The 26197-nt window shown below is 60.6% G+C and carries 18 protein-coding genes and 3 rRNA genes; 17 read left to right on the plus strand and 4 right to left on the minus strand.

Annotated features, from left to right (window positions below; translation table 11 throughout):
• Positions 1–31: 31 nt before the first annotated feature.
• The 9 genes from argH (at position 32) to HU144_RS10925 (ending at position 12121) form a co-directional block, all read left to right on the plus strand.
• Positions 32–1504 carry an argininosuccinate lyase gene (argH, locus tag HU144_RS10885; RefSeq protein WP_235351362.1) on the plus strand — a complete coding sequence of 491 codons (1473 nt, stop codon included), beginning with the start codon at positions 32–34 and terminating at the stop codon, positions 1502–1504.
• Between the two features lie 82 nt (positions 1505–1586).
• Entirely contained in the window at positions 1587–1832 is a 246-nt protein-coding gene (locus HU144_RS10890) for a type II toxin-antitoxin system prevent-host-death family antitoxin (RefSeq protein ID WP_235351363.1), read from the plus strand.
• A gap of 93 nt (positions 1833–1925) precedes the next feature.
• On the plus strand, positions 1926–2033 hold the full coding sequence (locus HU144_RS10895; protein WP_328284317.1) for a type II toxin-antitoxin system RelE family toxin: 108 nt from the start codon (positions 1926–1928) through the stop codon (positions 2031–2033).
• A gap of 71 nt (positions 2034–2104) precedes the next feature.
• Complete coding sequence (gene tyrS / locus HU144_RS10900; RefSeq protein ID WP_235351364.1) at positions 2105–3391, plus strand: tyrosine--tRNA ligase; 1287 nt, start codon at positions 2105–2107, stop codon at positions 3389–3391.
• 298 nt (positions 3392–3689) lie between these two features.
• On the plus strand, positions 3690–4091 hold the full coding sequence (locus HU144_RS10905) for a YccF domain-containing protein (protein WP_101570952.1): 402 nt from the start codon (positions 3690–3692) through the stop codon (positions 4089–4091).
• 543 nt (positions 4092–4634) lie between these two features.
• Positions 4635–6166: ribosomal RNA gene (locus HU144_RS10910) — 16S ribosomal RNA — on the plus strand.
• Between the two features lie 436 nt (positions 6167–6602).
• Positions 6603–9715, plus strand: a 23S ribosomal RNA gene (locus HU144_RS10915).
• A 157-nt stretch (positions 9716–9872) separates the two neighbouring features.
• Positions 9873–9991 (plus strand): 5S ribosomal RNA (gene rrf / locus HU144_RS10920).
• Together the 16S, 23S and 5S rRNA genes form the textbook arrangement of a ribosomal RNA operon.
• A 333-nt stretch (positions 9992–10324) precedes the next feature.
• Positions 10325–12121 (plus strand): BCCT family transporter, encoded by a 1797-nt coding sequence (locus HU144_RS10925; protein WP_235351365.1) that lies wholly within the window; start codon positions 10325–10327, stop codon positions 12119–12121.
• A 157-nt stretch (positions 12122–12278) separates the two neighbouring features.
• Here the strand turns inward: HU144_RS10925 and HU144_RS10930 are convergent, their stop codons facing one another.
• The 4 genes from HU144_RS10930 to HU144_RS10945 all read right to left on the minus strand — a co-directional run bounded on the left by HU144_RS10930 (position 12279) and on the right by HU144_RS10945 (position 18104).
• Positions 12279–12692: a PaaI family thioesterase gene (locus tag HU144_RS10930; RefSeq protein WP_219618927.1), complete on the minus strand. Its 414-nt coding sequence runs from the start codon at positions 12690–12692 to the stop codon at positions 12279–12281.
• A gap of 232 nt (positions 12693–12924) precedes the next feature.
• The gene (locus tag HU144_RS10935; protein ID WP_235351366.1) at positions 12925–14487 is read right to left on the minus strand and encodes a GMC family oxidoreductase; all 1563 of its coding nucleotides are present in this window, start codon (positions 14485–14487) and stop codon (positions 12925–12927) included.
• Positions 14488–14500: 13 nt separating this feature from the next.
• Positions 14501–15979, minus strand: coding sequence for an aldehyde dehydrogenase family protein (locus HU144_RS10940; RefSeq protein WP_235351367.1), 1479 nt, complete (start codon positions 15977–15979; stop codon positions 14501–14503).
• 997 nt (positions 15980–16976) lie between these two features.
• Positions 16977–18104: a hypothetical protein gene (locus tag HU144_RS10945; RefSeq protein WP_235351368.1), complete on the minus strand. Its 1128-nt coding sequence runs from the start codon at positions 18102–18104 to the stop codon at positions 16977–16979.
• Here HU144_RS10945 and HU144_RS10950 point away from each other — a divergent pair.
• From HU144_RS10950 to HU144_RS10985, 8 genes are read left to right on the plus strand one after another with little or no spacing between them, the layout of a single operon-like run.
• Complete coding sequence (locus HU144_RS10950; RefSeq protein WP_235351369.1) at positions 18051–19238, plus strand: hypothetical protein; 1188 nt, start codon at positions 18051–18053, stop codon at positions 19236–19238. The two genes, HU144_RS10945 and HU144_RS10950, sit on opposite strands and share 54 nt — an antisense overlap.
• Positions 19235–20272: an HAD-IIA family hydrolase gene (locus tag HU144_RS10955; protein ID WP_235351370.1), complete on the plus strand. Its 1038-nt coding sequence runs from the start codon at positions 19235–19237 to the stop codon at positions 20270–20272. The genes HU144_RS10950 and HU144_RS10955 overlap by 4 nt, the downstream gene beginning before the upstream one ends.
• Positions 20265–20552, plus strand: coding sequence for a hypothetical protein (locus tag HU144_RS10960; protein WP_235351371.1), 288 nt, complete (start codon positions 20265–20267; stop codon positions 20550–20552). The genes HU144_RS10955 and HU144_RS10960 overlap by 8 nt, the downstream gene beginning before the upstream one ends.
• The gene (locus HU144_RS10965; protein ID WP_235345614.1) at positions 20549–21352 is read left to right on the plus strand and encodes a TlyA family RNA methyltransferase; all 804 of its coding nucleotides are present in this window, start codon (positions 20549–20551) and stop codon (positions 21350–21352) included. Before HU144_RS10960 ends, HU144_RS10965 begins: the two co-directional genes overlap by 4 nt.
• Positions 21349–22290: an NAD kinase gene (locus HU144_RS10970; protein WP_235351372.1), complete on the plus strand. Its 942-nt coding sequence runs from the start codon at positions 21349–21351 to the stop codon at positions 22288–22290. Before HU144_RS10965 ends, HU144_RS10970 begins: the two co-directional genes overlap by 4 nt.
• Positions 22291–23994, plus strand: coding sequence for a DNA repair protein RecN (gene recN, locus HU144_RS10975; protein ID WP_235351373.1), 1704 nt, complete (start codon positions 22291–22293; stop codon positions 23992–23994).
• Positions 23995–24009: 15 nt separating this feature from the next.
• Complete coding sequence (gene steA, locus HU144_RS10980; protein WP_235351374.1) at positions 24010–25248, plus strand: putative cytokinetic ring protein SteA; 1239 nt, start codon at positions 24010–24012, stop codon at positions 25246–25248.
• Complete coding sequence (locus tag HU144_RS10985; RefSeq protein ID WP_235351375.1) at positions 25241–26197, plus strand: copper transporter; 957 nt, start codon at positions 25241–25243, stop codon at positions 26195–26197. Before steA ends, HU144_RS10985 begins: the two co-directional genes overlap by 8 nt.

Raw genomic sequence — 26197 nt, forward strand, 5'->3', positions numbered from 1 at the left:
CCGGCCGACCGGGAACTGGAACACCGAACCGATGGATTCAAACCGGCAGCGTGGAAGCGCCGACGGTGGGGAAGGACCTTTTGTGAGCGAACGACTGAGCCTATGGGGCGGACGATTCTCGGACGGCCCGGCCGATGCACTGGCCGCGCTGAGCAAGTCGACGGACTTCGACTGGCGCCTGGCCCACTACGACATCGCCGGTTCGAAGGCCCACGCAAAGGTGCTGCACCGCTCGGGTCTGCTGGACGATGATGAGCTGCAGGGCATGACCGAGGCGCTTGACGAACTCGGCCGCCGCGTCGAAACCGGCGAATACGTTGCCGCCGAATCCGACGAGGACGTCCACTCCTCACTCGAACGCGGACTCATCGAGATCGCCGGACCCGAGCTGGGCGGAAAACTGCGTGCCGGCCGGTCCCGCAACGACCAGATCGCGACCCTGGGACGCATGTACCTGCGCGATCACGCTCGTGACCTGGCCAGCCTGGTTCTCGACGCCGTCGAGGTCCTCATCGCCCAGGCTGAAGAGCACCCCGAAGCGCCGATGCCCGGTCGCACCCACCTGCAGCACGCACAGCCTGTGCTCCTGGCCCACCACCTCCTGGCCCACGCATGGCCGTTGCTGCGTGACGTCGCCCGGTTCGTCGACTTCGATGAGCGCGCCGGCATCTCCGCCTACGGTTCGGGCGCCCTGGCCGGATCATCCTTGGGCCTCGACCCACAGGCCGTGGCCGCAGATCTGGGCTTCAACGACTCGGCAGAGAACTCGATCGACGGCACCGCAGGTCGTGATGTCTTCGCCGAATACCTGTTCATCACCACGATGATCGGCATCAACCTCTCCCGTCTGAGCGAAGAGGTCATCGCCTGGGCGACCAAGGAATTCTCCTTCGTCACCCTCCACGATGCATACTCGACCGGGTCCTCGATCATGCCGCAGAAGAAGAACCCCGACGTCGCCGAGCTGACCCGTGGCAAATCAGGACGCCTCATCGGTGACCTCACCGGGCTGCTCTCCACGCTCAAGGCACTGCCCCTGGCCTACAACCGGGACCTGCAGGAAGACAAGGAGCCGGTCTTCGACGCCACCGACACCCTCGAACTTCTGCTCCCGGCCTTCACCGGCATGGTCGCCACGCTGAAGTTCAACACCGAACGCATGGCCTACCTGGCACCACGCGGATTCGCCCTGGCCACCGACATCGCCGAATGGCTCGTCCGCAAGGGCGTGCCCTTCCGCATCGCTCACGAACTCTCCGGAGAATGCGTGCAGTTGGCCGAGTCGAAGGATGCCGAGCTGTGGGATCTCACAGACGAAGAATTCGCAGGCATCTCCGAACACCTGACGCCAGACGTCCGCGAAGTGCTCACCACTCTCGGGTCGATCGACTCCCGCAGTTCCAAGGGCGGAACCGCGCGGTCCGCCGTGGACCAGCAGCTGGCCAATGCGAAGGCCGAGGTTGCAAAGCTGCGCGAGTTCGCCGATTCGGCTCGGAGCGTGTGAGCGTACTTCTTTACGAAGAAGCACGATTTCAGGAACGCTGTTGAGCATTGCGTACAACTTGTACAAGTTGTACGCTTGAGTGATGAGTTCAGTGACGTTATCCCAGTTCCGCAATCAGCAGAGTGACTACATTGCCGCTGCGCAGCGCGAGCCCGTCGAGATTACCTCGCGCGGGGCGGGCCGTCGTGCTGTCGTTGTGTCTCCGGAGTTCTATGACCGTGCTCTGCAGGCATTGGAGGATCAGGCTGATATTCGATCTGCCGCCGCGGCGCGTGATGAGTCCGAACGAGTCCCTCACGAGGACCTCGTCCGAGAGATTGGCAGCTGAGCTTCCTCGATGAGCTACTCGATCAGTTGACTAGCCGAGGATCCTCGTCCACAGGGGAGTATTCAGCTCAGGGGCGGTGACGGGGAACTTCGGATTCGGGTCGGCGACTACAGGATCATCTACGACGTATACGACGGAGAACTTCTCGTACTGGTGTTGCGCGTCGGGCATCGACGTGAACGCCCAGGGGTGAGGGACTAGCTCAGAACAACCCGTAGAATTGACCCCGTCGGCTTCTCGCCGACAATTCATACACATCTGAAAGGACCGAAGTGACCGACATCTTCAGTGAACTCAAGGCCCGTGGCCTCGTCTCGGTTTCGACCGACGAAGCCGCCCTGCAGAAGGCTCTCAATGAGGAATCGCTGACCTATTATGTCGGTTTCGATCCCACCGCACCCAGCCTGCACATGGGCAACCTGGTCCAGCTCATCACCGCCGCGCGTCTGCAGAAGGCAGGACACAACCCCCTGGCCCTCGTCGGTGGAGCAACCGGGCTCATCGGTGACCCCCGCATGTCGGGAGAACGCACGCTCAACCCGCGCGAGGTCGTCGAGGAATGGTTGGAAAAGATCCGGGCACAGGTCGAGAAGTTCCTCGACTTCAGCGGCCCGAATGCCGCCCAGGTCGTGAACAACTATGAGTGGACCTCCGAGATGTCGGCGATCGATTTCCTCCGCGACATCGGCAAGCACTTCCCGATGAACCGGATGCTGGCCAAGGAATCGGTCTCGGCTCGTCTCAACAGCGAAGCAGGAATCTCCTTCACGGAGTTCTCCTACCAGGTGCTGCAGGGCAACGACTACCTCGAACTCCACCGCCGCTACGGCTGCTCCCTGCAGACCGGTGGCTCCGACCAGTGGGGCAACCTGACCTCGGGCGTCGATCTCATCCGTCGCGTCGAACAGCACAGTGTCCATGCCCTGGCCACACCGCTGATCACCAAGGCCGACGGCACCAAGTTCGGCAAGACCGAGTCCGGCACCGTGTGGTTGGACGAGAGCCTGACCAGCCCCTACGCGTTCAGCCAGTTCTGGCTCAATGCTGATGACCGCGACGTCGTGAAATACCTCAAGGTGTTCTCATTCCGGTCCCTCGAGGAGATTGGGGAGATCGAGGCCGAGTTCACCGCGGCACCACACACCCGTCTGGCACAGAAGGTGCTGGCCGAGGACGTGACGACTTTGGTCCACGGCAAGGAGAAGTACGAGCAGGCGATCGCAGCGGCCTCTGCCCTGTTCGGTGGGGGAGAGCTTGCCAGCCTCGACGCCTCCACCCTGGGTGCTGCGACATCTGAGCTGCCTCGAGGTGATGTCAGCTCGACGCAGCTGGCTGAGGGCGTGCCCGTTGCCGATGCCTTCGTGACTGCCGGCATCGTGAAGTCCAAGGGTGAGGCACGTCGAGCCATCAAGGACGGCGGCGCCTACGTCAACAACGTCAAGGTCACCGGTGACGACCAGACCCTGACCCCCGCCGAGGTGCTCCCCACCGAAGGCGGAGGAGTGATCCTCCTGCGTCGGGGAAAGAAGACCCTGGGGGCTGTTGACATCATCAGCTGAGCACCATGATTGCCGACGACACCGTGTCCTTGATCGATTCGAGGGCACGGTGTCGTCGTATTCACCATCGACACGGTGAAAGCACCGGAGACGACGGCGAGCTGCAATGGACAAGCGAACGACTTGTGATCGTCGATGACAAGCCATTCACTTGTATCGGTACTCGGGCTGGCGGGTTGAGACTTCGGGACTTCGAAGCTCTGGGGGATGTCATTCGTGAGATATCTGGACAGCCTCATGGCGTCAACCGGCGTTGTGACCGAGACTGATATCAGTACTACGTCGAAACGAGGAGAACATGCGCACGCTGCTCAACATCATCTGGTTCATCTTCAGCGGACTGTGGCTGGCACTCGGCTACTACCTCGCCGGTATCATCTGCTGCATCCTCATCGTCACCATCCCCTGGGGAATCGCCTCCTTCCGGATCGGCAACTATGCCCTCTGGCCCTTCGGCCGTGAGGTCATCGAAACGAGGCCGGCAGGTATCGCAACGACGCTGGGCAACATCATCTGGGTGATCGTCGCCGGCATCTGGCTGGCCATCGGGCACGTGGTGACCTCGATCCCGCTCTTCGTCTCGATCATCGGCATTCCGCTGGGATGGGCGAACATCAAACTCATCCCCGTGTCTCTCATGCCCCTGGGCAAGGAGATCGTCGACAGCAACTCCCTCATGCCCGGATACCGCGGAGCCTGACCGTCCGCGCACTGTTTTGAGGGGCTCGCACAGCCCTCGATCCCCGGTATTCCGGGGCCCGAGGCTCCCGCAACTGTCCTGGTGACGGGCGTCACGTCGAGTTTTCCGGTTTCGAGTTGCACGCACTGGTCGGCCTGGTCTAGAGTTGTATCTCGTTGCCCCGCAGAAAACGAGTTCCTCGAGAACAGTTTTCACCCGGTATGACCAGCACAAACACAGTTTGAGCAGGTTGTTCACAGGATGGGGATGGCAACGACAATTGAAACTGACACCCCCGGTGTACGCCGCCATTTTGTGATGGTGTGTGGTGACGGGTGAGTGTGTGTGGTTTGAGAATCCAATAGCGTATTTGTTTGAACAGATAGTGATGCCAGAAACATTTATTTTTCTGGTAAGACAATCACATGTTCACACACAAGTCACGGCCCCCTCGCCGGGGTGGTGACGCCAGCGTGTGTGGACATGATTTTTTTAAGCTGACCGCGGTCACCCCGTGACCGTAGTGTTGGCTGTCTTGCTGGGATTCATTCGTAACATAATTTTTTTATGGAGAGTTTGATCCTGGCTCAGGACGAACGCTGGCTGCGTGCTTAACACATGCAAGTCGAACGCTGAAGCCTGGTGCTTGCACCGGGTGGATGAGTGGCGAACGGGTGAGTAACACGTGAGTAACCTGCCCCCGACTTCGGGATAAGCCCGGGAAACTGGGTCTAATACCGGATATGACAACCGAAGGCATCTTTGGTTGTGGAAAGTTTTTTCGGTTGGGGATGGGCTCGCGGCCTATCAGTTTGTTGGTGAGGTAATGGCTCACCAAGACGACGACGGGTAGCCGGCCTGAGAGGGCGACCGGCCACACTGGGACTGAGACACGGCCCAGACTCCTACGGGAGGCAGCAGTGGGGAATATTGCACAATGGGGGAAACCCTGATGCAGCGACGCAGCGTGCGGGATGACGGCCTTCGGGTTGTAAACCGCTTTCAGCAGGGAAGAAGCCCCTTGGGGTGACGGTACCTGCAGAAGAAGTACCGGCTAACTACGTGCCAGCAGCCGCGGTAATACGTAGGGTACAAGCGTTGTCCGGAATTATTGGGCGTAAAGAGCTCGTAGGTGGTTGGTCACGTCTGCTGTGGAAACGCAACGCTTAACGTTGCGCGTGCAGTGGGTACGGGCTGACTAGAGTGCAGTAGGGGAGTCTGGAATTCCTGGTGTAGCGGTGAAATGCGCAGATATCAGGAGGAACACCGGTGGCGAAGGCGGGACTCTGGGCTGTAACTGACACTGAGGAGCGAAAGCATGGGGAGCGAACAGGATTAGATACCCTGGTAGTCCATGCCGTAAACGTTGGGCACTAGGTGTGGGGGACATTCCACGTTCTCCGCGCCGTAGCTAACGCATTAAGTGCCCCGCCTGGGGAGTACGGTCGCAAGGCTAAAACTCAAAGGAATTGACGGGGGCCCGCACAAGCGGCGGAGCATGCGGATTAATTCGATGCAACGCGAAGAACCTTACCAAGGCTTGACATACACCAGACCGTCCTGGAAACAGGTCCTCCTCTTTGAGGTTGGTGTACAGGTGGTGCATGGTTGTCGTCAGCTCGTGTCGTGAGATGTTGGGTTAAGTCCCGCAACGAGCGCAACCCTCGTTCTATGTTGCCAGCACGTGATGGTGGGAACTCATAGGAGACTGCCGGGGTCAACTCGGAGGAAGGTGGGGATGACGTCAAATCATCATGCCCTTTATGTCTTGGGCTTCACGCATGCTACAATGGCTGGTACAGAGAGATGCGAGACCGCGAGGTTTTAGCGAATCCCTTAAAGCCAGTCTCAGTTCGGATCGTAGTCTGCAATTCGACTACGTGAAGTCGGAGTCGCTAGTAATCGCAGATCAGCAACGCTGCGGTGAATACGTTCCCGGGCCTTGTACACACCGCCCGTCAAGTCACGAAAGTCGGTAACACCCGAAGCCGGTGGCCCAACCCTTGTGGAGGGGGCCGTCTAAGGTGGGACTGGCAATTGGGACTAAGTCGTAACAAGGTAGCCGTACCGGAAGGTGCGGCTGGATCACCTCCTTTCTAAGGAGCACACATCAGAACCCCAACGCAGCATCCATTCGTGATGCTGGTTGGGCAGCTCAAGGGTGGAACATCCCTATCTGGCTCGTCCACACAGCGGTCTTCGAGGTATGTGCCTCGTGTGAGCGTGTTGGTGGGTGGATATGAATGAATACGTTATTGGGTCCTGGAATCACAGGCCCCACACAACACAGTCCTTCTTTGTGGCTGCGAGTGTGTGTGGTGTGGTGGTTTCATCTAACGGACCGACCCAGACCATAGTCACAGCGCTTCGTCGTTGTGGGTGTGGGTGGTGTTTGGTAGTGGTTTGAGAATCGTATAGTGGACGCGAGCATCAACAACACACCAGTGGTGTGTTGTTATGTAATGTGATTTTTCTTGTGAAATCCGAAAGTGTTTTTTTCGCGCACACAATCATCGACCATGAAAGTGGTTGGTATGAGTGTGTAAGAGCGCATGGTGGATGCCTTGGCATCAGGAGCCGATGAAGGACGTGGAAATCTGCGATAAGCCTCGGGGAGCCGATAAACGGGCTGTGATCCGAGGGTCTCCGAATGGGGAAACCCCGCCACATGAGAGTGTGGTGACCCGCATCTGAATATATAGGATGTGTGGAGGGAACGCGGGGAAGTGAAACATCTCAGTACCCGTAGGAAGAGAAAATAAAATATGATTCCGGGAGTAGTGGCGAGCGAAACTGGAAGAGCCTAAACCGTGTCAGTGTCAAGCGTGCTGGTGTTGCTGACAGGGTGTTGTGGGGTATGCGTGTCTCACCCAGCATGGTGGGGACGTTGATGTGTGTTGCGTGTAGTCGAAGCTGGTGGGAAACAGTACCGCAGTGGGTGAGAGTCCCGTAGACGAAACATGTGACCCCGACGTTGTGCATGTCCCCGAGTAGCACGGTACTCGTGGAATGTCGTGTGAATCTGCCAGGACCACCTGGTAAGGCTAAATACTTCCTGATGACCGATAGCGGATAGTACCGTGAGGGAATGGTGAAAAGTACCCCGGGAGGGGAGTGAAATAGTACCTGAAACCATGTGCTTACAATCCGTCAGAGCCTCCTTGTTGGGGTGATGGCGTGCCTTTTGAAGAATGAGCCTGCGAGTTAGCGGTGCGTGGCGAGGTTAACCCGAGAGGGGTAGTCGTAGCGAAAGCGAGTCCGAATAGGGCGAATGAGTCGCGTGTCCTAGACCCGAAGCGGAGTGATCTAGCCATGGGCAGGGTGAAGCGTGTGTAAGAGCGCGTGGAGGCCCGCACCCACTTCAGTTGAAAATGGAGGGGATGACCTGTGGTTAGGGGTGAAAGGCCAATCAAACTCTGTGATAGCTGGTTCTCCCCGAAATGCATTTAGGTGCAGCGTTGCGTGGTTCTTGCCGGAGGTAGAGCTACTGGATGGCTGATGGGCCCCACCGGGTTACTGACGTCAACTAAACTCCGAATGCCGGTAAGGTTCAGCGTGGCAGTGAGACAGTGGGGGATAAGCTTCATTGTCGAGAGGGAAACAGCCCAGACCATCAACTAAGGCCCCTAAGCGTGTGCTAAGTGGGAAAGGATGTTCAGTTGCGAAGACAACCAGGAGGTTGGCTTAGAAGCAGCCATCCTTGAAAGAGTGCGTAATAGCTCACTGGTCAAGTGATTGAGCGCCGATAATGTAGCGGGGCTAAGTACACCGCCGAAGTTGTGGCAGCACCCCTGAAGCCGTAATGGTGGGGTGTTGGGTAGGGGAGCGTCGTGCTGGCAGTGAAGTCGCCGTGTGAACGAGTGGTGGAGCCGGTACGAGTGAGAATGCAGGCATGAGTAGCGAAAGACGGGTGAGAAACCCGTCCACCGGATGACCAAGGGTTCCAGGGCTAGGCTAATCCGCCCTGGGTAAGTCGGGACCTAAGGCGAGGCCGACAGGCGTAGTCGATGGACAACCAGTTGATATTCTGGTACCGACATTCAACCGTCAATACCAAAACACACGATACTAACTTTCTGGCTCGTCCTTTGCGTCTTCGGATGTGATGTTGGCGAGTTGGCAAGGACCTGAGTGTGGAGTCGGTAAGCGCGAGGTGTGACGCAGGAAGGTAGCCAGGCCACGCGATGGTAGTCGTGGTCTAAGGTCGTAGCACGTGGGGGTAGGTAAATCCGTCCCCACTTTGAGTGTGAGAGCTGATGGGCGCCCCATTTTGGTGGGGTGATCTGGTGATCCTATGCTGCCGAGAAAAGCATCGGCGTGAGGTTGTGTGTTGCCCGTACCCTATAACCGACACAGGTGGTCAGGTAGAGAATACTAAGGTGATCGAGAGAATCGTGGTTAAGGAACTCGGCAAAATGCCCCCGTAACTTCGGGAGAAGGGGGACCATCCCGGTGAACAGGACTTGCTCCTGGATGTGCTGGTGGTGGTCGCAGAGGCCAGAGAGAAGCGACTGTTTATTAAAAACACAGGTCCGTGCGAAGATGTAAGTCGATGTATACGGACTGACGCCTGCCCGGTGCTGGAAGGTTAAGAGGACTCGTTAACCCTTTTGGGGGTGAAGCGGAGAATTTAAGCCCCAGTAAACGGCGGTGGTAACTATAACCATCCTAAGGTAGCGAAATTCCTTGTCGGGTAAGTTCCGACCTGCACGAATGGCGTAACGACTTCTCTGCTGTCTCAACCACGAACTCGGCGAAATTGCATTACGAGTAAAGATGCTCGTTACGCGCAGCAGGACGGAAAGACCCCGAGACCTTCACTATAGTTTGGTATTGGGATTCGGTGTGGTTTGTGTAGGATAGGTGGGAGACTGTGAGACTATCACGCTAGTGGTGGTGGAGTCGTCAAGTGAAATACCACTCTGACTATACTGGATTTCTTAACTTCGGACCCTGATCGGGTTCAGGGACAGTGCCTGATGGGTAGTTTAACTGGGGCGGTTGCCTCCTAAAGAGTAACGGAGGCGCCCAAAGGTTCCCTCAGCCTGGTTGGCAATCAGGTGTCGAGTGTAAGTGCACAAGGGAGCTTGACTGTGAGACGGACGTGTCGAGCAGGAGCGAAAGCTGGGACTAGTGACCCGGCCATGGCTTGTGGAAGCGTGGTCGCTCAACGGATAAAAGGTACCTCGGGGATAACAGGCTGATCTTGCCCAAGAGTCCATATCGACGGCATGGTTTGGCACCTCGATGTCGGCTCGTCGCATCCTGGGGCTGTAGTCGGTCCCAAGGGTTGGGCTGTTCGCCCATTAAAGCGGTACGCGAGCTGGGTTTAGAACGTCGTGAGACAGTTCGGTCCCTATCCGCTGCGTGCGTAGGAAATTTGTGGAGGCCTGTCCTTAGTACGAGAGGACCGGGACGGACGAACCTCTGGTGTGCCAGTTGTACCGCCAGGTGCATGGCTGGTTGGCTACGTTCGGGAAGGATAACCGCTGAAAGCATCTAAGCGGGAAGCCTGCTTCGAGATGAGATTTCCAACCCCATTGTGGGGGTGAGGTGTCCTATAGATTATGGGTTTGATAGGCCGGGTATGGAAGCACTGTGAGGTGTGGAGTTGACTGGTACTAATACGCCGATCACTCATACAACCACTTTTTGTTGGTTGGTGTGTGCGAGTAACGTTTACGGGTTTTATAAGACTTAACGGGTCATGTTGCATGATGGTGTTCGCGTTCGCTGTACGGTTCTTGGACCGCTACTACACTCTTCGAGCTTGGCTCAGGGGTGGTGGTGGTTTGTTGGTTTTGCGGTGGTGATAGTGGTGGGGAAACGCCCGGTTAACCGTTCCGATCCCGGTAGCTAAGCCCATTCGCGCTGATGGTACTGCAACTTGGTGGTTGTGGGAGAGTAAGTGACTGCCGCAATATTCTTTAATGGGGAGGCCATCCTGTCGTTGACAGGGTGGCCTTCCTGCTTTGGTTGGGGGTTATTCCACTTTGGCGGTGTGGCCCCTTTCTTGTATTCATGGCCTTGTGTGTTTTCAGGTGGGTGGGGTTGTGTTGGGGGTTGTCTCGTGTGTTGCGGGATGGCCCCTTTTTCATATTCACGTTGATGTGGCGCAGATCTTCATTGCATCGGGTAAGTGGATGGTGCGCAGCCCTTCGAGCAACAATGCAGAACCTTTCCGACCGTGATCGCTCCCACATCGTCACGGGTTGGGTAGTGTGGTGGTGACTTAACATAGGAAGGTACCGCTCATGCTCAACCGTCTGCACGATGCCCTCAGACTCCGGACGAACCCGGCGATCTTCTTTTCATCAGCCGCGGTCATTATCCTGTTCGTACTCGCGACCATCTTCTTCACCGACGCTCTCGACACTGGAGTCTCTGCAGCTTCGGACTGGTTGCTGACTAACCTCGGTTGGTTCTACATCCTCGGCGTCACCGTCTTCTTGGTCTTCCTCATCTACATTGCCGCATCGCGCTATGGCCGGGCCAAGCTCGGCCCAGACAACGAAGAACCGGAGCACTCGAACGGTGCCTGGTTCGCCATGTTGTTCGCCGCCGGCATCGGATCGATTCTCATGTTCTGGGGCGTCGCGGAGCCCGTCAGCCACTTCGGTGACCCGCCTCGAGGCTCCTTGGGAATTGAACCCGGCACCGTGGAAGCCGCCACGGACGCGATGAACTTCACCTACTACCACTTCACCCTGCACACCTGGACGATCTTCACCTTGCCGGCGCTGTGCTTTGCCTACTTCATCCATAAGAGGAACCTGCCACCACGCGTGAGCTCGATCTTCCAGCCGATTCTCGGGGAGAAGATCCACGGTCCCATTGGCAAGTTCATCGATGTCGTTGCCATCATCGGCACTGTCTTCGGCATTGCGGTATCCATCGGTCTCGGCACCCTGCAGATCAACGGCGGTCTGGCGGAGATCATCGGCATCCCGGAGAACGCACTCTGGCAGCTGATCATCATCGGTGTTGTCTGCGGTCTGGCGACTATTTCTGTATCCATGGGCCTGGACAAAGGCATCAAGGTCCTGTCGAACATCAACATTGTGATGGCTGTTCTGCTGCTGATCTTCATCATCGTTCTGGGACCGACGCTGTTCATGGCCCGCGGCATCTTCGAGTCGTTGGGCACCTACATCCAGACCCTTCCCGAGTTGGCGCTGTGGAATGATACGTTCGCCGATACCGGGTGGCAGAACACGTGGACGGTCTTCTACTGGGCGTGGACGATTACCTGGTCGCCCTTCGTCGGAATCTTCATCGCCCGCATCTCCCGCGGTCGCACGATCCGACAGTTCGTCATCGGTGTCCTCGCTGTTCCCTCGGCCTTCTCCATCCTCTGGTTCGGTGTCTTCGGCTACGCATCCTTCGACATCGAGTTCAACAAGGGTGGCGGCCTCGTCGATCGAGTCGTCGGCGAGGGGGACATCCCAGGAGCCCTCTTCGCGTTCCTCGAGCACTATCCGCTCTCAGGCCCTGTGTCCGTGATCGCCATCATCCTTGTGATCATCTTCTTCGTCACCTCGGTGGACTCTGCCGCGTTGGTGGTGGACACCATGAACAATGGCCACGAAGACTTCAATCCCTTGGGCCAGCGCATATTCTGGGCGGTCTCCGTCGCAGTCGTCACCGCCGCCCTGCTTGTCTTCTCAGGCTCGGGCGGGCTCGAGGCATTGCAGTCGACGATCATCCTCGTCGGGTTGCCGTTCTTCATCATCGCGTACTTCCAGATCTACGCCCTCATGCGCGCGTTGCGCGAAGACGCAGGTGAACTTCCACGAGTGCGAATGCGCAAATGGAAGAAGGTTCTCCCACCCGAGGAAGTCGAGCGCAGAGCCGACGATGATGACGTGTTCGGTCACGAGTACGACGATGAGGAAGAGGTCGTCACCGCACCCGAAGCGGTTGAGCCGGCACCCGAGTTCCGCGACCCCTACATCACCGACGAGAGCAAGCAGAAACGGCGTCATGGCACTCTCGCCAGCAGGACCGGCAGTGCCAAGAAGGAACCGCAGGCTCCGAGGTCATCCGAATGATGCGGTGATCCCCACCTAGAACAGGCGAATTGACTGGCCGTACCCGCATGTCGGGTATGGCCAGTCCTTTATCAGGTCATCGCCTTGAGTTTCGCGGCCGGTGGCCGGCTTCCGTGAGCCGGCTGCCTTGTCGTGTGCCGGCAGGGCAGTCGGTCTCCTATTTCCGCATTGCTGAAATGGTGCCGGATCCGACGGAGCACACGTATTCCTGCCCGTCTTTGATCGCACTGATTTCGACCTGGGTGACTGCCGATCGCGACGTGGCGGCTTGGACTGATGCTCGCGCGATGAGCTTCTCGCCTGCGGCTGGTCGCAGATAGGTCAGGTTGACCCCAGCCGTGAGTACTGCCGGGCCGAGCATCTGCCCACCGGCGAAGGTCAGGGCATTGTCGGCCAGATAGCATTGGACGCCGCCGTGGACGTAGCCATGCTGCTGAAGATGGTGCGGCGTCAGATCAAGTTCGAGGGTGACACCCTCGTCGTCGTATTGGCACAGCGTCGTGCCCATCATTGTGCTGAACGGCTGAGAAGCCAGAACGGACTGTGCATCCTCGAGTGAAGGGCTGGTCATCATCGACTCCGATTCATCTGTGGCTCATGTGAGGTCTTCGTCAGGTTACTATGTGGCCATTGCTGAGACTGCACATCGTCGCAGGCACAGAACCGGCCAGTACGCCATCAGCCCTGAGTCCTGAGACGTGAAGAGGAGGGCCCCGCTTGTCAGCGGAGCCCTCCTCGATGGTCCTATCACCTTGCGTCAGAACACAGATCAGTGTCGACCGATCAGTGTCAGGTGACGGTGATCAGGATCCTGATTTGATCATTTCGGCGCACTTCTCGCCCATCATCATCACCGTGATGTTGGGGTTGACCGTCGTGATCTCCGGCATTGCGGAGGCATCGACGACGCGCAGTCGATTGACGCCCTTGACCCGCAGCTGGGGATCCAATGGAGACGACTGGTCATCGGCTGCACCCATCCGCGCCGTGCCCACCGGGTGGTAGACGGTGTTGTGGGTGCGGGTGATGTAGTCCTCGATCTGCTCATCGGTCTGGACATCCTTGCCCGGGAAGAGCTCCTCACCGGCCCACTCGGACATGGCGTCCTGTGACACGATGGCACGGGCCTTGCGGATGCCGGCGATCATGACACGCATATCGTGGCCCTCAGAGTCGGTGAAGTACCGAGGATCGACGTGGGGCTTGTCCCGGAAATCACGCGAACGCAGACGCACGGTGCCGCGTGAGCGGGCATGCGTGACGTTGGGTGTCAGACAGAAGGTGTTCTCCGATGTCGGGTAGCCCTGACGCAGTGTATGCATATCGAACGGTACGGAACCGTAGTGCATCATCAGGTCGGGGCGGTCCAAGCCGTCTTCGGTGGGGGTGAAGATTCCGGCCTCCCACCACTGGGTGGAGTCGTCGACCATCGGCTTCTTCGCATCCCAGGCGATGACGCCTTCGGGGTGGTCCTGCAGGTGTTCACCGACACCCGGCGAATCCACGCGAACATCGACACCCACCTCGGCGAGGTGGTCCTTGGGACCGATGCCCGAGAGCATCAGCAGCTGAGGAGTGTTGATCGCACCGGAGGAGACGATGACCTCGCGCTTGGCCGCAATGCGCTTGGTGTGGCCGAAGGCGTTGTTGACGACGTGGACGCCGGTGCAGTTCTCCTCATCATCGAACTCGAGGACCTTGGCCTGAGTGTCGGTGAGGATCGTGAGGTTCTCACGGTCGAGGATCGGGTGCAGGTAGGACACCGAGGAGGACGAACGGGTGCCGTCGGCCTTCCGGTTGACCTGGAAGAAATTGGCACCGTTGATGACGGTTTCGCCTTCGTTGAACTGAACGCGGGGGATACCCTCCTGCTCACAGGCATCAAGCAGGGCAACACCGCAGGGGTCGTTCGGCGGCACATTCATCAGGTGCACGGGGCCGTCGTGACCGTGGTGGTCACCGGGAAGCTCGTTGTTCTCCAGCTTCTTGTACAGGCCGAAGGTGTTCTTCGATCCCCAGCCGGCGGCGCCGAACTTGGTCTCCCAGTCATCGAGATCCTCACGCGGGGCCCAGAAGGCGATGCACGAGTTGTGCGAGGAGCAGCCGCCGAGGACCTTCGCCCTGGCATGCCTCATATGAGAGTTGCCGTGCTCCTGCTTCTCGATGGGGTAGTCCCAGTCGAAGCCTGATTCGAGCAGTTCCATCCACCGGTTGAGGCTGAGGACGACGTCTTCGCCGACATCGGTCGGGCCCGCTTCCAGCAGTCCGACGCTGACCTCGGGATCCTCGCTGAGGCGCGCGGCCACTGCAGCGCCCGCGGAGCCTCCGCCCACGACGACATAGTCAAAGCTATGAGTAGTTTCCACGTTCTGACTCTCCTTATTTGCTGTGATCGGGGAACCAGCCGGTCACAGCCGGCTCGAGGTTCTGGTAGATGTGCTTGGCTTCCTGGTATTCGGCCAGACCGGTCGGTCCCAGTTCGCGGCCGGAGCCCGACTGCTTGTATCCGCCCCACTCGGCCTGTGGCAGGTAGGGGTGGAAGTCGTTGATCCAGATGGTTCCGTGGCGCAGACGCTGGGCGACCAGCTGAGTCTTGCCCGCATCCTGGCTCCAGACGGCGCCGGCGAGACCGTAGTAGGTGTCGTTGGCGATCTCAACGGCCTCGTCGACCGTGGAGAAGGTCTCGACGGTGACGACAGGGCCGAACGCTTCGTCGGAGACCACGGACATTCCACGCTTGACCTGATCGAGGATCGTGGGCAGGTAGTAGTAGCCCTTTTCCAGTTCGCCTTCGCCCCATGTGCCGCCGCAGCGCACGCGGGCGCCTTCGGCGACGCCCTTGTCGACATAGGCGGTGACCTTGTCGCGGTGGGCTGCGGAGATGAGCGGTCCGGTTTCGGCACTGTCATCGAAGGGCCCGCCGAGGCGGATCTGCTGAGCACGCTCGACGAGGCGGTCGACGAACTTCTCGGCAATGGATTCTTCGACGATGAGTCGGGCACCTGCGGAGCAGACCTGACCGGAGTGAACGAAAGCGGCGTTGAGCGCATTGTCGACAGCGGCTTCGAAGTCAGCATCGGCGAAGACGACGTTCGGGTTCTTGCCGCCGAGCTCGAGGGCGATCTTCTTCACGGTCGCTGCCGCGTTGGCCGCCAGCAGGCGTCCCGTGACCAGGCCACCGGTGAAGGAGACCATGTCGATGTCTTCATGGGTCGACAGGGGTGCACCGGCATCTGCACCGGCGCCGAGGATCAGGTTGCCGACTCCAGCTGGCAGTCCCAGCTCTTCGAGCACCTGCATCGTCAGGATCGCGGTGTGCGGGGTGAGCTCGGCAGGTTTGAGGATGAAGGTGTTTCCGGCTGCCAGGCACGGTGCGATCTTCCATGCGGCCTGCAGCAGCGGGTAGTTCCACGGTGTGATGAGGGAGCAGACGCCGACAGGTTCGTGGACGATGCGGCTGGCGACAGTGTCGGTGCCGGCGTCGACGACACGTCCGGCGTCGTTGGCGGCCAGTTTGCCGAAGTAGTCGAAGCAGTTGGCGATGTCGTCCATGTCGATCTCGGACTCGACGTAGCGCTTGCCGGTGTCGAGTGACTCGGCGCGAGCGAAGTCGGCCTTGCGCTCACGCAGGACCGACGCGAACTTGAGGAGAAGATCGCCCCGTTCGCTGGCGGGCACGCTCGACCAGACCCCCGAATCATAGGCCCGACGGGCGGCAGCGATTGCCAGCTCGGTGTCGGCTGGGCTGGCTTCGTCCACCTCGGCGACGAAACTGCCGTCGGCCGGATTGTGGATCTCTCTGATCCCGCCGTTCTGGGCCGAAACCCACTGTCCATCGATGAAAAGCGTGTTGGGCACGATGTCTCCTATTTCTTGATGGTGAATGTCGTTGAGAATGAGTCTGTCTGGTCCACCCATGTCGAAGTGCGAGTCAATGCTGTGTGCATATCCCCTCTTTCCGCTGGTGGTGACGCTTCCGAGAGCCACGATATGCGAACAAGGGCATCCGATGCTCAATCGAATGAACAGGGTCACAGATTGCCGACGATGCTGTGCGCACATGCGGCCTTGCATGGTCTCGGATGAAGTCTTCCGTGTCTGCACGAGGTCCGGAACAGTCGATGCTGTGCGCAACCTCGTGCTTCGATCTGTGCACTGAGTCTGCGGTGACAATGAGCACAATCGTTGGGACGTCGATCGGGTATTTGAAACACCGGGCAATCTGGCGACGCCGCCTAAGCTGATTTCCGGTATTGAGGTGCGATATCAGAAAGCAGTCAATTGCTGATGTAGTTTGGCGTGACGGTAATGCGATTGAAGATGGGAAATGAGAGGAGTAGACCAGCATGCTCGAATCTTCCACACCAGGCTTCATGAATCCCCTACTGACCGCGATGAGATGACCGTGTGCCCCGTAGGCCGTTGCCGAGGGCATGGTTCGCCACGATTCTAACAGAGCACCTAAAGGCGATCTTGATTCGAAGTTAAGACCTGATGCCTAATAGGGGAGTGGTCCGCCTAATCATTCGCCGCCGATTCGTCCGGTGAATCGCAGCGGCCGGAGACTGCGGATTGTGTGGCCCGGGCCCTGCTGGTGGCTGCGAAAGAGAACTTGGCGTGACCTTCACAGCACCCCGCTGACAATGAATACGTGTTCCCACGCACAGGACTTACCCGTTTCGAGTGGACTAGAATGGTGCGGAATCATTGAAAAGACTTTATAGGGAGAATCGTGGCCCCAGGGGATTCGCGAGACAGCCAGCAGAACCGCCGCTCGGACGGCGGGCGCCGCTCAGATCGCGACAGCAATCACAATCGTCGACAGGACTCCCACCAGTCCCGGGACGAGCGCGGGTCACGTAACTCCGATCGTCGCGACGACCGCCGAGGCGGCTACCAGGGCAACCGTTCTAGCGATGGTGAGCGTCGTGGTGGTTATCAGGGCAACCGTTCTAGCGATGGTGAGCGTCGTGGTGGTTATCAGGGCAACCGCTCTAACGATGGTGAGCGTCGTGGTGGTTATCAGGGCAACCGTTCCAGCGATGGTGAGCGTCGTGGTGGTTACCAGGGCAACCGCAGCCAGGACGGCGACCGTCGTGGAGGTTACCAAGGTAACCGTTCCAACGATGGTGAGCGTCGCGGTGGCTACCAGGGCAACCGTTCTAACGACGGCGACCGTCGCAGCTTCGGTGGCGACCGTCGTGATGATCGCCGTGGTGGCTATCAGGGCAACCGCAGCCAGGACGGCGACCGTCGTGGTGGTTACCAGGGCAACCGCTCTAACGATGGTGAGCGTCGCGGTGGCTACCAGGGCAACCGTTCTAACGATGGTGAGCGTCGTGGCGGCTACCAGGGCAACCGTTCTAACGACGGCGACCGTCGCAGCTTCGGTGGCGACCGTCGTGATGATCGCCGTGGTGGCTATCAGGGCAACCGCAGCCAGGACGGCGACCGTCGCGGTGGCTACCAAGGTAACCGTTCCAGCGATGGTGAGCGTCGTGGTGGTTACCAGGGCAACCGTTCCAGCGATGGTGAGCGTCGTGGTGGTTACCAGGGCAACCGGAGCAACGATGGAGACCGTCGTGGCGGTTACCAAGGCAACCGCTCCAGCGACGGTGAGCGTCGCGGCGGCTATCAGGGAAACCGGTCTAACGATGGTGAACGCCGAGGTTTCGGCGGAGACCGTCGCAACGACGGCGAACGTCGTGGTGGCTACCAGGGCAACCGCCGCGATGACCGCGGAGGAAGCCGACGTCGCGACAACAGCGGCGGAGACCGCGGTGGCTTCGGGCGTAGCAATAACGACCGCAGGGCCACGCGATCGACCGAAACCGGCGAATACGCACGCGAACAGCGCGCACGCCGTCCGCGCATCCAAGAGCCGCCGATTCCCGAAGAGGTCACCGGCAAGGAGCTCGACAAAGAGCTGTTGGGACAGCTGCGTACCCTCGACAAGGAGAACGCTGCAGCAGTTGCCAAGCACCTCGTCTCCGCCGGAGGGTTCCTGGATGTCGATCCGGAACTTGCCTACGAGCATGCGAAGGCCGCCATGGCCCGCGCGGGTCGCGTCGGCCTGGTCCGAGAAGCACTCGGCATTGCCGCCTATCACGTGGAGAAGTACGACGAGGCAGTTCGCGAACTGCGCACGCACCGACGAATCTCCGGCTCGAACGACAACATTGCGCTCATCGCAGATGCAGAACGTGGTCGTGACAAGCCTCAGAAGGCCATCGAACTGTTGGAATCGTCCGGTGAGCTCGAACTCGACAACGATGCTCGCACCGAACTCGTCATCGTCGCCGCCGGAGCGAAATCGGACCTCGGCGACCTCAAGGGTGCACGGGCTCTGATCGAAGCCGAGGACTTCACCCAGAAGCCAAGCGGTGCACTGGTGCGCCTGATGGCCGCGTATTCCGAAGTGCTGCGCCTGCACGGGGAAACCGAGATGGCCGACAAGTACGAAGAGCTCTCGCGTCGCACTGCCAAGGCCACGGGAACTCTCTTCGGGGACGAAGAGCCAGACCCCAACCTCGGCGTGGAAATCGAGACCGTCGAAGAGATCGAAGATGATGAGCCTGCCTCGCTCGACGATGCTCCTACTGAGGCTGAGGCTGAGTACGGCTCGGCACACGATGCCGATGCTGTTGGGATGGCTGGCGTTGACAACAGGGACGCTGAAGAACTCGAAGATGCTGAGTTCGACAAAGCCGAGACCGAGGTTCCGACCGCGGCTGGTTCAGACGCCGATGATGTCGATTTCGACGACGCAGACGCCCAGGACGCTGACAATGCAGAGTTCGACGAGGACGCTGGCGACGCCGAGACTCACGAGACCACCACGGCCAGCCTGGTTGCAGACAATGCCATCACAGATGCCGTTGCTGACGCGGCTGGAGACGATCACGTTCCGGCGAAGTCGAAGACGCATGTCTCGGAGAAGGAACTGAAGAAGGTCAAGGTCTCCGAAGAGGAGATCGAAGCTGAACTCGACGAACTGCTCGAGGACGCCGAAGACGCTCACGCGGAACCCGAAGAATCGGGCACGAGCCTCAAGCCTGCCGACAACGCGAGCTCAGAGGAGACGAACGTGTCGTATCGGCTGAACGGTCATCAGTGACGCCAGCCGCCAACGCAGCAGCATCGGTCGATCGACGTGCGCCTGAGGAATCGGGCGCACCGATCGACTGTGTGCTGTTCGACCTCGACGGCGTCGTCTACCACGGTCCGGAGCCGATCTCCGGAGCAGCGGAGGGCATCAACTTCCTCCACGACCAGTCCATCCCCGTCAACTATGTGACGAACAACGCCACTCGCACCGCCGAGGTGGTGGCCGAGCACATCTCCACGCTGGGAATCAGTACGACACCGGCCGAGGTGACCACCTCGGCGCAGGTGCTGGCCGGACGGCTTGCCGAGAGATTCGGAACCGGGGCGCTCATCTACCTGGTGGGCACGACCGGCTTGGCCGCGGCGCTGGAGTCCGAGGGGCTGACACTCACGCACAATCTGGATGAGGGCCCCGTCGCCATCGCTCAGGGCCTCGACCCGGGCATCACGTACGAGTCGATCGTGCGCGCCTGTGAAGCGATCACATCAGGCATCGAGTGGTGGGCGACGAATCCCGACTATTCGATGGTCGGTCCCAGGAGCCGGGTCCCAGGCAATGGGGCATTCATCGACATGCTCTCCAAGCTCACCGGTGCTGAGCCCACCGTCGTGGGCAAACCCTCCCCGCACATGATGGAGTTCGCGGCACGCAGGATCGGAGCCAAACGACCTCTCATGGTCGGAGATCGCCTCGACACGGATATCGAGGGCGGCAACTCAGCAGGGTTCGAAACCGCTCTCGTCCTCACCGGCGTCCACGACATTCGTGACGCCCTCCGAGCCAGTCCCGGTCTGCGTCCCACTTATATCCTGCCCAGCCTGCGCGGCCTGCCGAAGCTCATCGACGCCGAGGATACGCATGGATCCGCCGACGGAGAGCATGGATCCGCGGGCGCTCGGATCGTCGATGGTGAACTGCACCTGGACGATTCTGCCCATGTTGGGGCCGCCATCGTCCAGGACGCTCTCCGACTAGCATGGGAGGCGATGGACCGCGGCGAGGACGTGGCTCCAGGGAATCTGCCACGGAGGATCCATGACTGAACCGATGCACGAACCACAGCAGAACGACGAACCACAACAGAACGACGAACCACAGCAGGCTGAAGCGCTTAGCCAACCGGCATCGCAGAGCCGACCTGCACCTCAGGCAGCCACCCCGGCACCCACCCCGGCACCCACCCCGGCCTCTGCCAACGGCGATGTGCCGGTTGAAAACTGGCGCCGTGACCTTGAGCAGATCGACCAAGCACCAAGCGCCGAACGACACGGACTCCTGTCTGCACTGCTGGATGACCTCGACTCCCAGGTGAGTTCATTGTGAGCCGACTCGACCGCGAACTGGTCGAACGGGAACTGATCGCCACACGGTCCCGAGCGGCACGGGAGATCGCCGCCGGACGGGTCAGCATCAACGGCCGAGCAGCCGCGAAGCCCTCGCAGGATGTGAGCGACGCCGACGAGCTCACAATCACAGAACCCGACCCCTGGGTGGCGCGCAGCGCACACAAACTCCTCGGCGCACTGGACTCCTTCTCCATCACCGACTTCGCAGGCAGAACCGCGCTCGACGCCGGTGCCTCCACCGGCGGATTCACCCAAGTCCTCCTGCATCGGGGAGCGAAGGAGGTCTGGGCCGTCGACGTCGGACACGACCAGTTCGACGCGGGACTTCGCCAGGACCCAAGAGTCCGTGTCCGGGAGGGCCTCAACCTGCGTGAGTTGGAGAGTTCCGACGTGCCGCGAGTCGATGTGGTCGTCGCCGACGTGTCATTCATCTCCCTGCGCCTGCTGTTGGCTCCGCTGCTGGCAGCCACACAGTCCACCGGAGAACTTCTCCTCATGGTCAAACCCCAGTTCGAACTCGCCCGCGGTGCACTCGACAAGCACGGCGTCGTCTCCACCGTGAGCAAGCGACGGCGGGCCCTTGACTCCGTCCTCGCCGGCATCGCCGAACACGAGGCCCGCGTGGTCGACGTCGCGGGCTCCGTGCTTCCCGGTCCCAGTGGAAACCGGGAGTACTTCCTGCGTGTTCGACCAGGGAAAACACGAACCGAGTCCGATAGGCTCAACGAGGCGGACATCGCAACCCACCTGGACCAGATCATGAGAGGAGAGCCGTGAGCCGACACATCATGGTGCTGCTGCATCCCCAGCGCGAGGAATCAGCAGTGGCAGCAGTGAGCGTGTGGAAGGCGCTCCTCGACGACGGAATCACCCCAGTCGTCCTCGACGAAGAAGTCCTCGACTTCGCCGAACGCAGTTCCCACTCCGACGTGCAGCAGGAACTCCTCAGCCGCTGCGAGGTCATCGACCCAGCCCAGCTCGCGACCTGGAAGACCAGATGCGAACTCGTCATCGTCCTCGGCGGTGACGGCACTATCCTGCGGGCAGCCGAACGCTTCCACGGTTCCGGGGTCCCGCTCATGGGCGTCAACCTCGGACACGTGGGATTCCTCGCCGAGAGCGAAAGAGAGGACCTCGCCGAGGCAGTCCATCGGGCCTCCCAGCGTGACTACCTCGTCGAGGAGCGCCTCGCCCTGGACATCACCGTGTGGCACGAGGGGGAGGCCATCTACAACGCCTGGGCCCTCAACGAGGCCACCATCGAGAAGACGTCGAAGGCCCGCATGATCGACGTCGTCCTCGGCGTCGACGCCCGACCGGTATCCTCGTTCGGCTGCGACGGAGTCATCCTGGCAACACCGACTGGTTCGACCGCGTATGCCTTCTCCGCAGGCGGCCCCATCGTCTGGCCCGAGGTCGAAGCACTGCTGCTCATCCCGATCTCAGCCCACGCCCTGTTCACCGAACCGCTCGTCGTCAACCCAGACTCCCGCCTCGGCGTGGAGATCTCGCCGAGCAATCCCGACTTCTCCGCTGTCCTGTGGTGCGATGGCCGGAGAGCCCTCGAGCTGCCTGCCGGGGCGCGGATCGAAGCCAAGCGTTCACAGTCACCGATCAAACTGGCCCGACTTCACAAGGGTCCCTTCACCGATCGATTGGTGGCGAAGTTCCGACTGCCCGTCTCCGGTTGGCGGGGACCGATCGAGGAGGCGTAGATGATTTCCGAACTGAGGATCTCCCACCTCGGCGTGATCGCCGAAGCAGAGGTCGAACTCTCCACCGGCTTCACTGTCGTGACCGGTGAGACCGGTGCCGGTAAGACCATGTTCGTCTCAGCACTGAGCCTGCTCATGGGCCGCAAGGTCGGTGCAGGTGTGGTTCGCAAAGGCGCGGAGAAGGCCGAAGTCGAAGGCATCTTCTCCGCCGTCACCGACTCCGTGCGCTCCCGCATCGAAGAGGCCGGAGGCAGCGCCGAGGATGAAGCCATCATCTCCCGCACCGTGGCACAGAAGGGTCGCGCCCGCGCCACCGCCGGTGGACGCACCGTCCCCATCTCCGTGCTGACCGAAATCTCCGATGAACTCATCACCCTCCACGGACAGTCTGAGCAGCTGCGACTCAAAGGCCCCGCCCAACAGCGGCAGCTGCTCGACGCAGCGGGAGGCCCCGAACTCGAGGCCGTGGCCGGCAGATACCGTGCAGCATTTGAGAACTGGCGCGAAACCCAGACCCGGGTCGCCCGAATCAAGGACAGCACCGCGGCCAGACGGGAGAGGATCCTGTGGCTCGGCGGCTGCCTTGAAGCCATCGACAAGGTCCGCCCGGTCCCAGGCGAAGACGAAGCACTGACCGCGCAGGCTGCGAAACTCGGAGCCGCGGCTGAGATCACACAGGCCGTCGGCAGCGCCCACGACCTCCTCCTCGGCAGCGAACTCGACGATGCCGGCGCCGCCGTCGACCACGTGCACCAGGCCATCAGCGCGCTGACCGACGTGGAATCCGCGGACCCGGAACTGGCTCGAATCAAGGCCGCCCTCAACGACGCGGTCCTGCGCCTGTCCGACTCCGCCGCAGAGCTCAGCTCCTACCTGACCGGATTCGACGAACTGGGGGAGACCTCACTTGAAGAGACCGAAGCTCGCAGAGCCGAACTCGGATCACTGGCCGCCTACGGGCAGGACGTGGCCGAAGTGCTGGCCTTCGAAACACGCTCAGCTCAGGAACTGGCCGAGCTCGAAGCCGATGACCGCGACCTCGGACAGCTCGACGCCGAACTCGACGAAGCACGCAGCGCAATGGAAGCAGCAGGCAGCGCGCTGACAGAGATCAGAACCGCCACGGCAGCATCCTTCTCCCGAGCCGTGAGCGCAGAGCTCGCAGCCCTGTCGATGCCGAAGGCCCAGGTGACGTTCGAACTCACCGAACGGGAACCGACAGCACACGGCTGCGACGATGTCCGACTCACCTTCGCCCCACACGATTCCTCGGCCGGTGATGACATCGGCAAGGTCGCCAGCGGTGGTGAGCTCTCACGCGTGATGCTGGCCATCGAAGTCGTCCGCGCGGCAGGGGAGGCCATCCCCACCTACGTCTTCGACGAAGTCGACGCCGGTGTCGGAGGAAAGGCCGCCATCGAGATCGGCCGACGCCTGGCCAAACTTGCTGAGAATGCACAGGTCATCGTCGTCACTCACCTGCCCCAGGTCGCAGCCTGGGCGGACACCCACGTCACCATCGTCAAGGACGACGACGCCGAGACCGTGAAATCCGGCGTCAGAGAACTCAGCGAAGACGAACGCGTTATCGAACTCTCACGGATGCTCGCCGGAATGGAGGACTCCTCCTCGGCGAAGGCCCATGCAGCCGAACTCCTCGACTCAGCACGGCAGGTCAAGACCGGCCAGACGGCGCTGACATGAGAGAATGGGCGGACCATGAGAGTGCGTAGAACCCGGGAGAAGCCCACAGTCCCAACCAGGTCCGGCCCGGCTCCTGCCAGACTCGACCGGCGGACGAAAGACCTCACCAAGCGTTTGAGCGCAGGCGATATCGCGGTCATCAAACACGCCGACATCGACCGGATCTCTGCCGAGGCGCTCGTTGCCTGCAGACCCGCCGCAGTCATCAATGCGGACAAGTCGATCTCCGGTCGCTACCCCAACCTGGGGCCGGGAATCATCGTCGACGCCGGAATCCCGCTCATCGACGCCACCGGCCCGGAGATCTTCGACTTGGTCGAAGAGAACTCCCAGATCAGCATCTCCGATGACACAGTGCTCCTCGACGAGAAGGAGATCGCCACCGGCACCGTCCAGACCGCGGAGACGATCGCGGAGGACATGCACGCAGCCGAGGCCGGAATGAACTCCGTGCTCGTGGATTTCGTCGACAACACGATCGAATACATCCGCAAGGACTCGGACCTGCTCTCGGCCGAACTCGTCGTCCCCGAGGTAGACACGAATTTCGAGGGCAGACACGCCCTCATCGTCGTCCGCGGCTACCACTACAAAGAGGACCTCGCGATCCTCGCCTCCTACATTCGGGAGTATCGTCCGCTTCTCGTGGGCGTGGACGGTGGAGCTGATGCCATCATCGAAGCCGGGTACAAACCCGACATGATCGTCGGCGATATGGACTCCGTGTCCGACACTGCGCTGACCTCCGGGGCCGAGATCGTCGTCCACGCCTACCGGGACGGAAACGCACCCGGAACCGAGCGCGTCCATTCCCTGGGCGTCGACTGCGTCGCCTTCGCCGCCTCGGGCACCAGTGAGGACATCGCCATGCTGCTGGCCGACGACAAGGGCGCAAGCCTGATCGTGGCCGTGGGCACACACGACACGGTGATGGAATTCCTCGACAAGGGCCGAAAGGGCATGGCTTCGACATTCATCACGCGCCTGCGCGTGGGCTCGAAGCTCATCGACGCCAAGGGCGTATCGCTGCTGTACCGACAGCGGATCTCCAACCTGCAGCTGAGCATCCTGATCATCGCGGGCCTCGTCGCACTCGGTGTGGCACTGTTCGCAACAGCTGCCGGCCAGACGCTCATCGGGCTCGTCGGAGCTCAACTCGACGGGGTCTTCGGTTGGATCGGTTCCCTGTTCGGCGGCGACCCTGCTGCATCCTCAGAATCTTCCAGCATCATTCAAGGACTGACCAGTGATTGATTTTCGTTACCACCTTGTCTCTCTCGTCTCGGTCTTCCTGGCCCTGGCGGTGGGAATCGTCCTGGGCGCTGGACCGCTGAAGGAGCCGATCGGTGAGTCCCTGCAGAGCCAGGTCGACTCACTGCGCGCAGACCGTGACGATCTGCGCGCGAAGATCGATGCAGCCAACGGCAACATCGACAAGCAGAACGACTTCGTGACCTCTGCCGCCCCCGAACTCATCGGCGACACACTCAAGGGTGAAGACGTCAGCATCATCGGCGCACCGAACGCCGATCCCGAGCAGGTCGAAGAGGTCACCAACCGAATCAAGGAAGCCGGCGGAAAGATCGGCGGAGACGTCTCCTTCGTGGACAACACCCTGTCGCTGAAGGACTCCAAAGACTTCCTCACAACCTTAAGAGACTCGGTGCCGAGCCTGCCGAAGGACGATTCGACGGCGCTTCGGTCCGCCCTCGTCATCGCTCTGACCGGCAAGGCCACGATGCTCGAAAGCGGTAAGGACCGGGACGCTGCGGAGAAGAAGTCCTCCGGAATCTTCGACGCCTTCGTCGACGAGGGACGCCTGCGCACGGACACCGACCACAAGCCGACCTCGCTCTTCGTCGTCATCGATGATGAGAATTCGAAGCTCGCCGATGAGACCGAGCCCAGCCCCGAGGCGACCAATGACAAGGCGAACCGCACCCTCATCACCGATTTCATCAATTCGCTGACCTCTGACTCGAAGTCCGTGGTCGTGGCCGGAGACGCGGGCTCGGCCCAGAACGGGCTCGTGTCCATCCTTCGGACCGAGAAGTCGCGGGCCAGCACCGTCGACGGACTCGGCCTGGGAGCCGGGGCCGTCATCACCGTCCGCGCCCTTGCCGCAGGCGAAGCCGGAACCCACGGCCACTACGGCTTCTCCGATGATGCCGAAGAGATCATGCCGGGAAAGGGAAAGGACTGA

Origin of the sequence: Brevibacterium sp. UCMA 11752, from assembly GCF_021532235.1 — a bacterium.
Taxonomy (GTDB): Bacteria; Actinomycetota; Actinomycetes; order Actinomycetales; family Brevibacteriaceae; genus Brevibacterium; species Brevibacterium antiquum.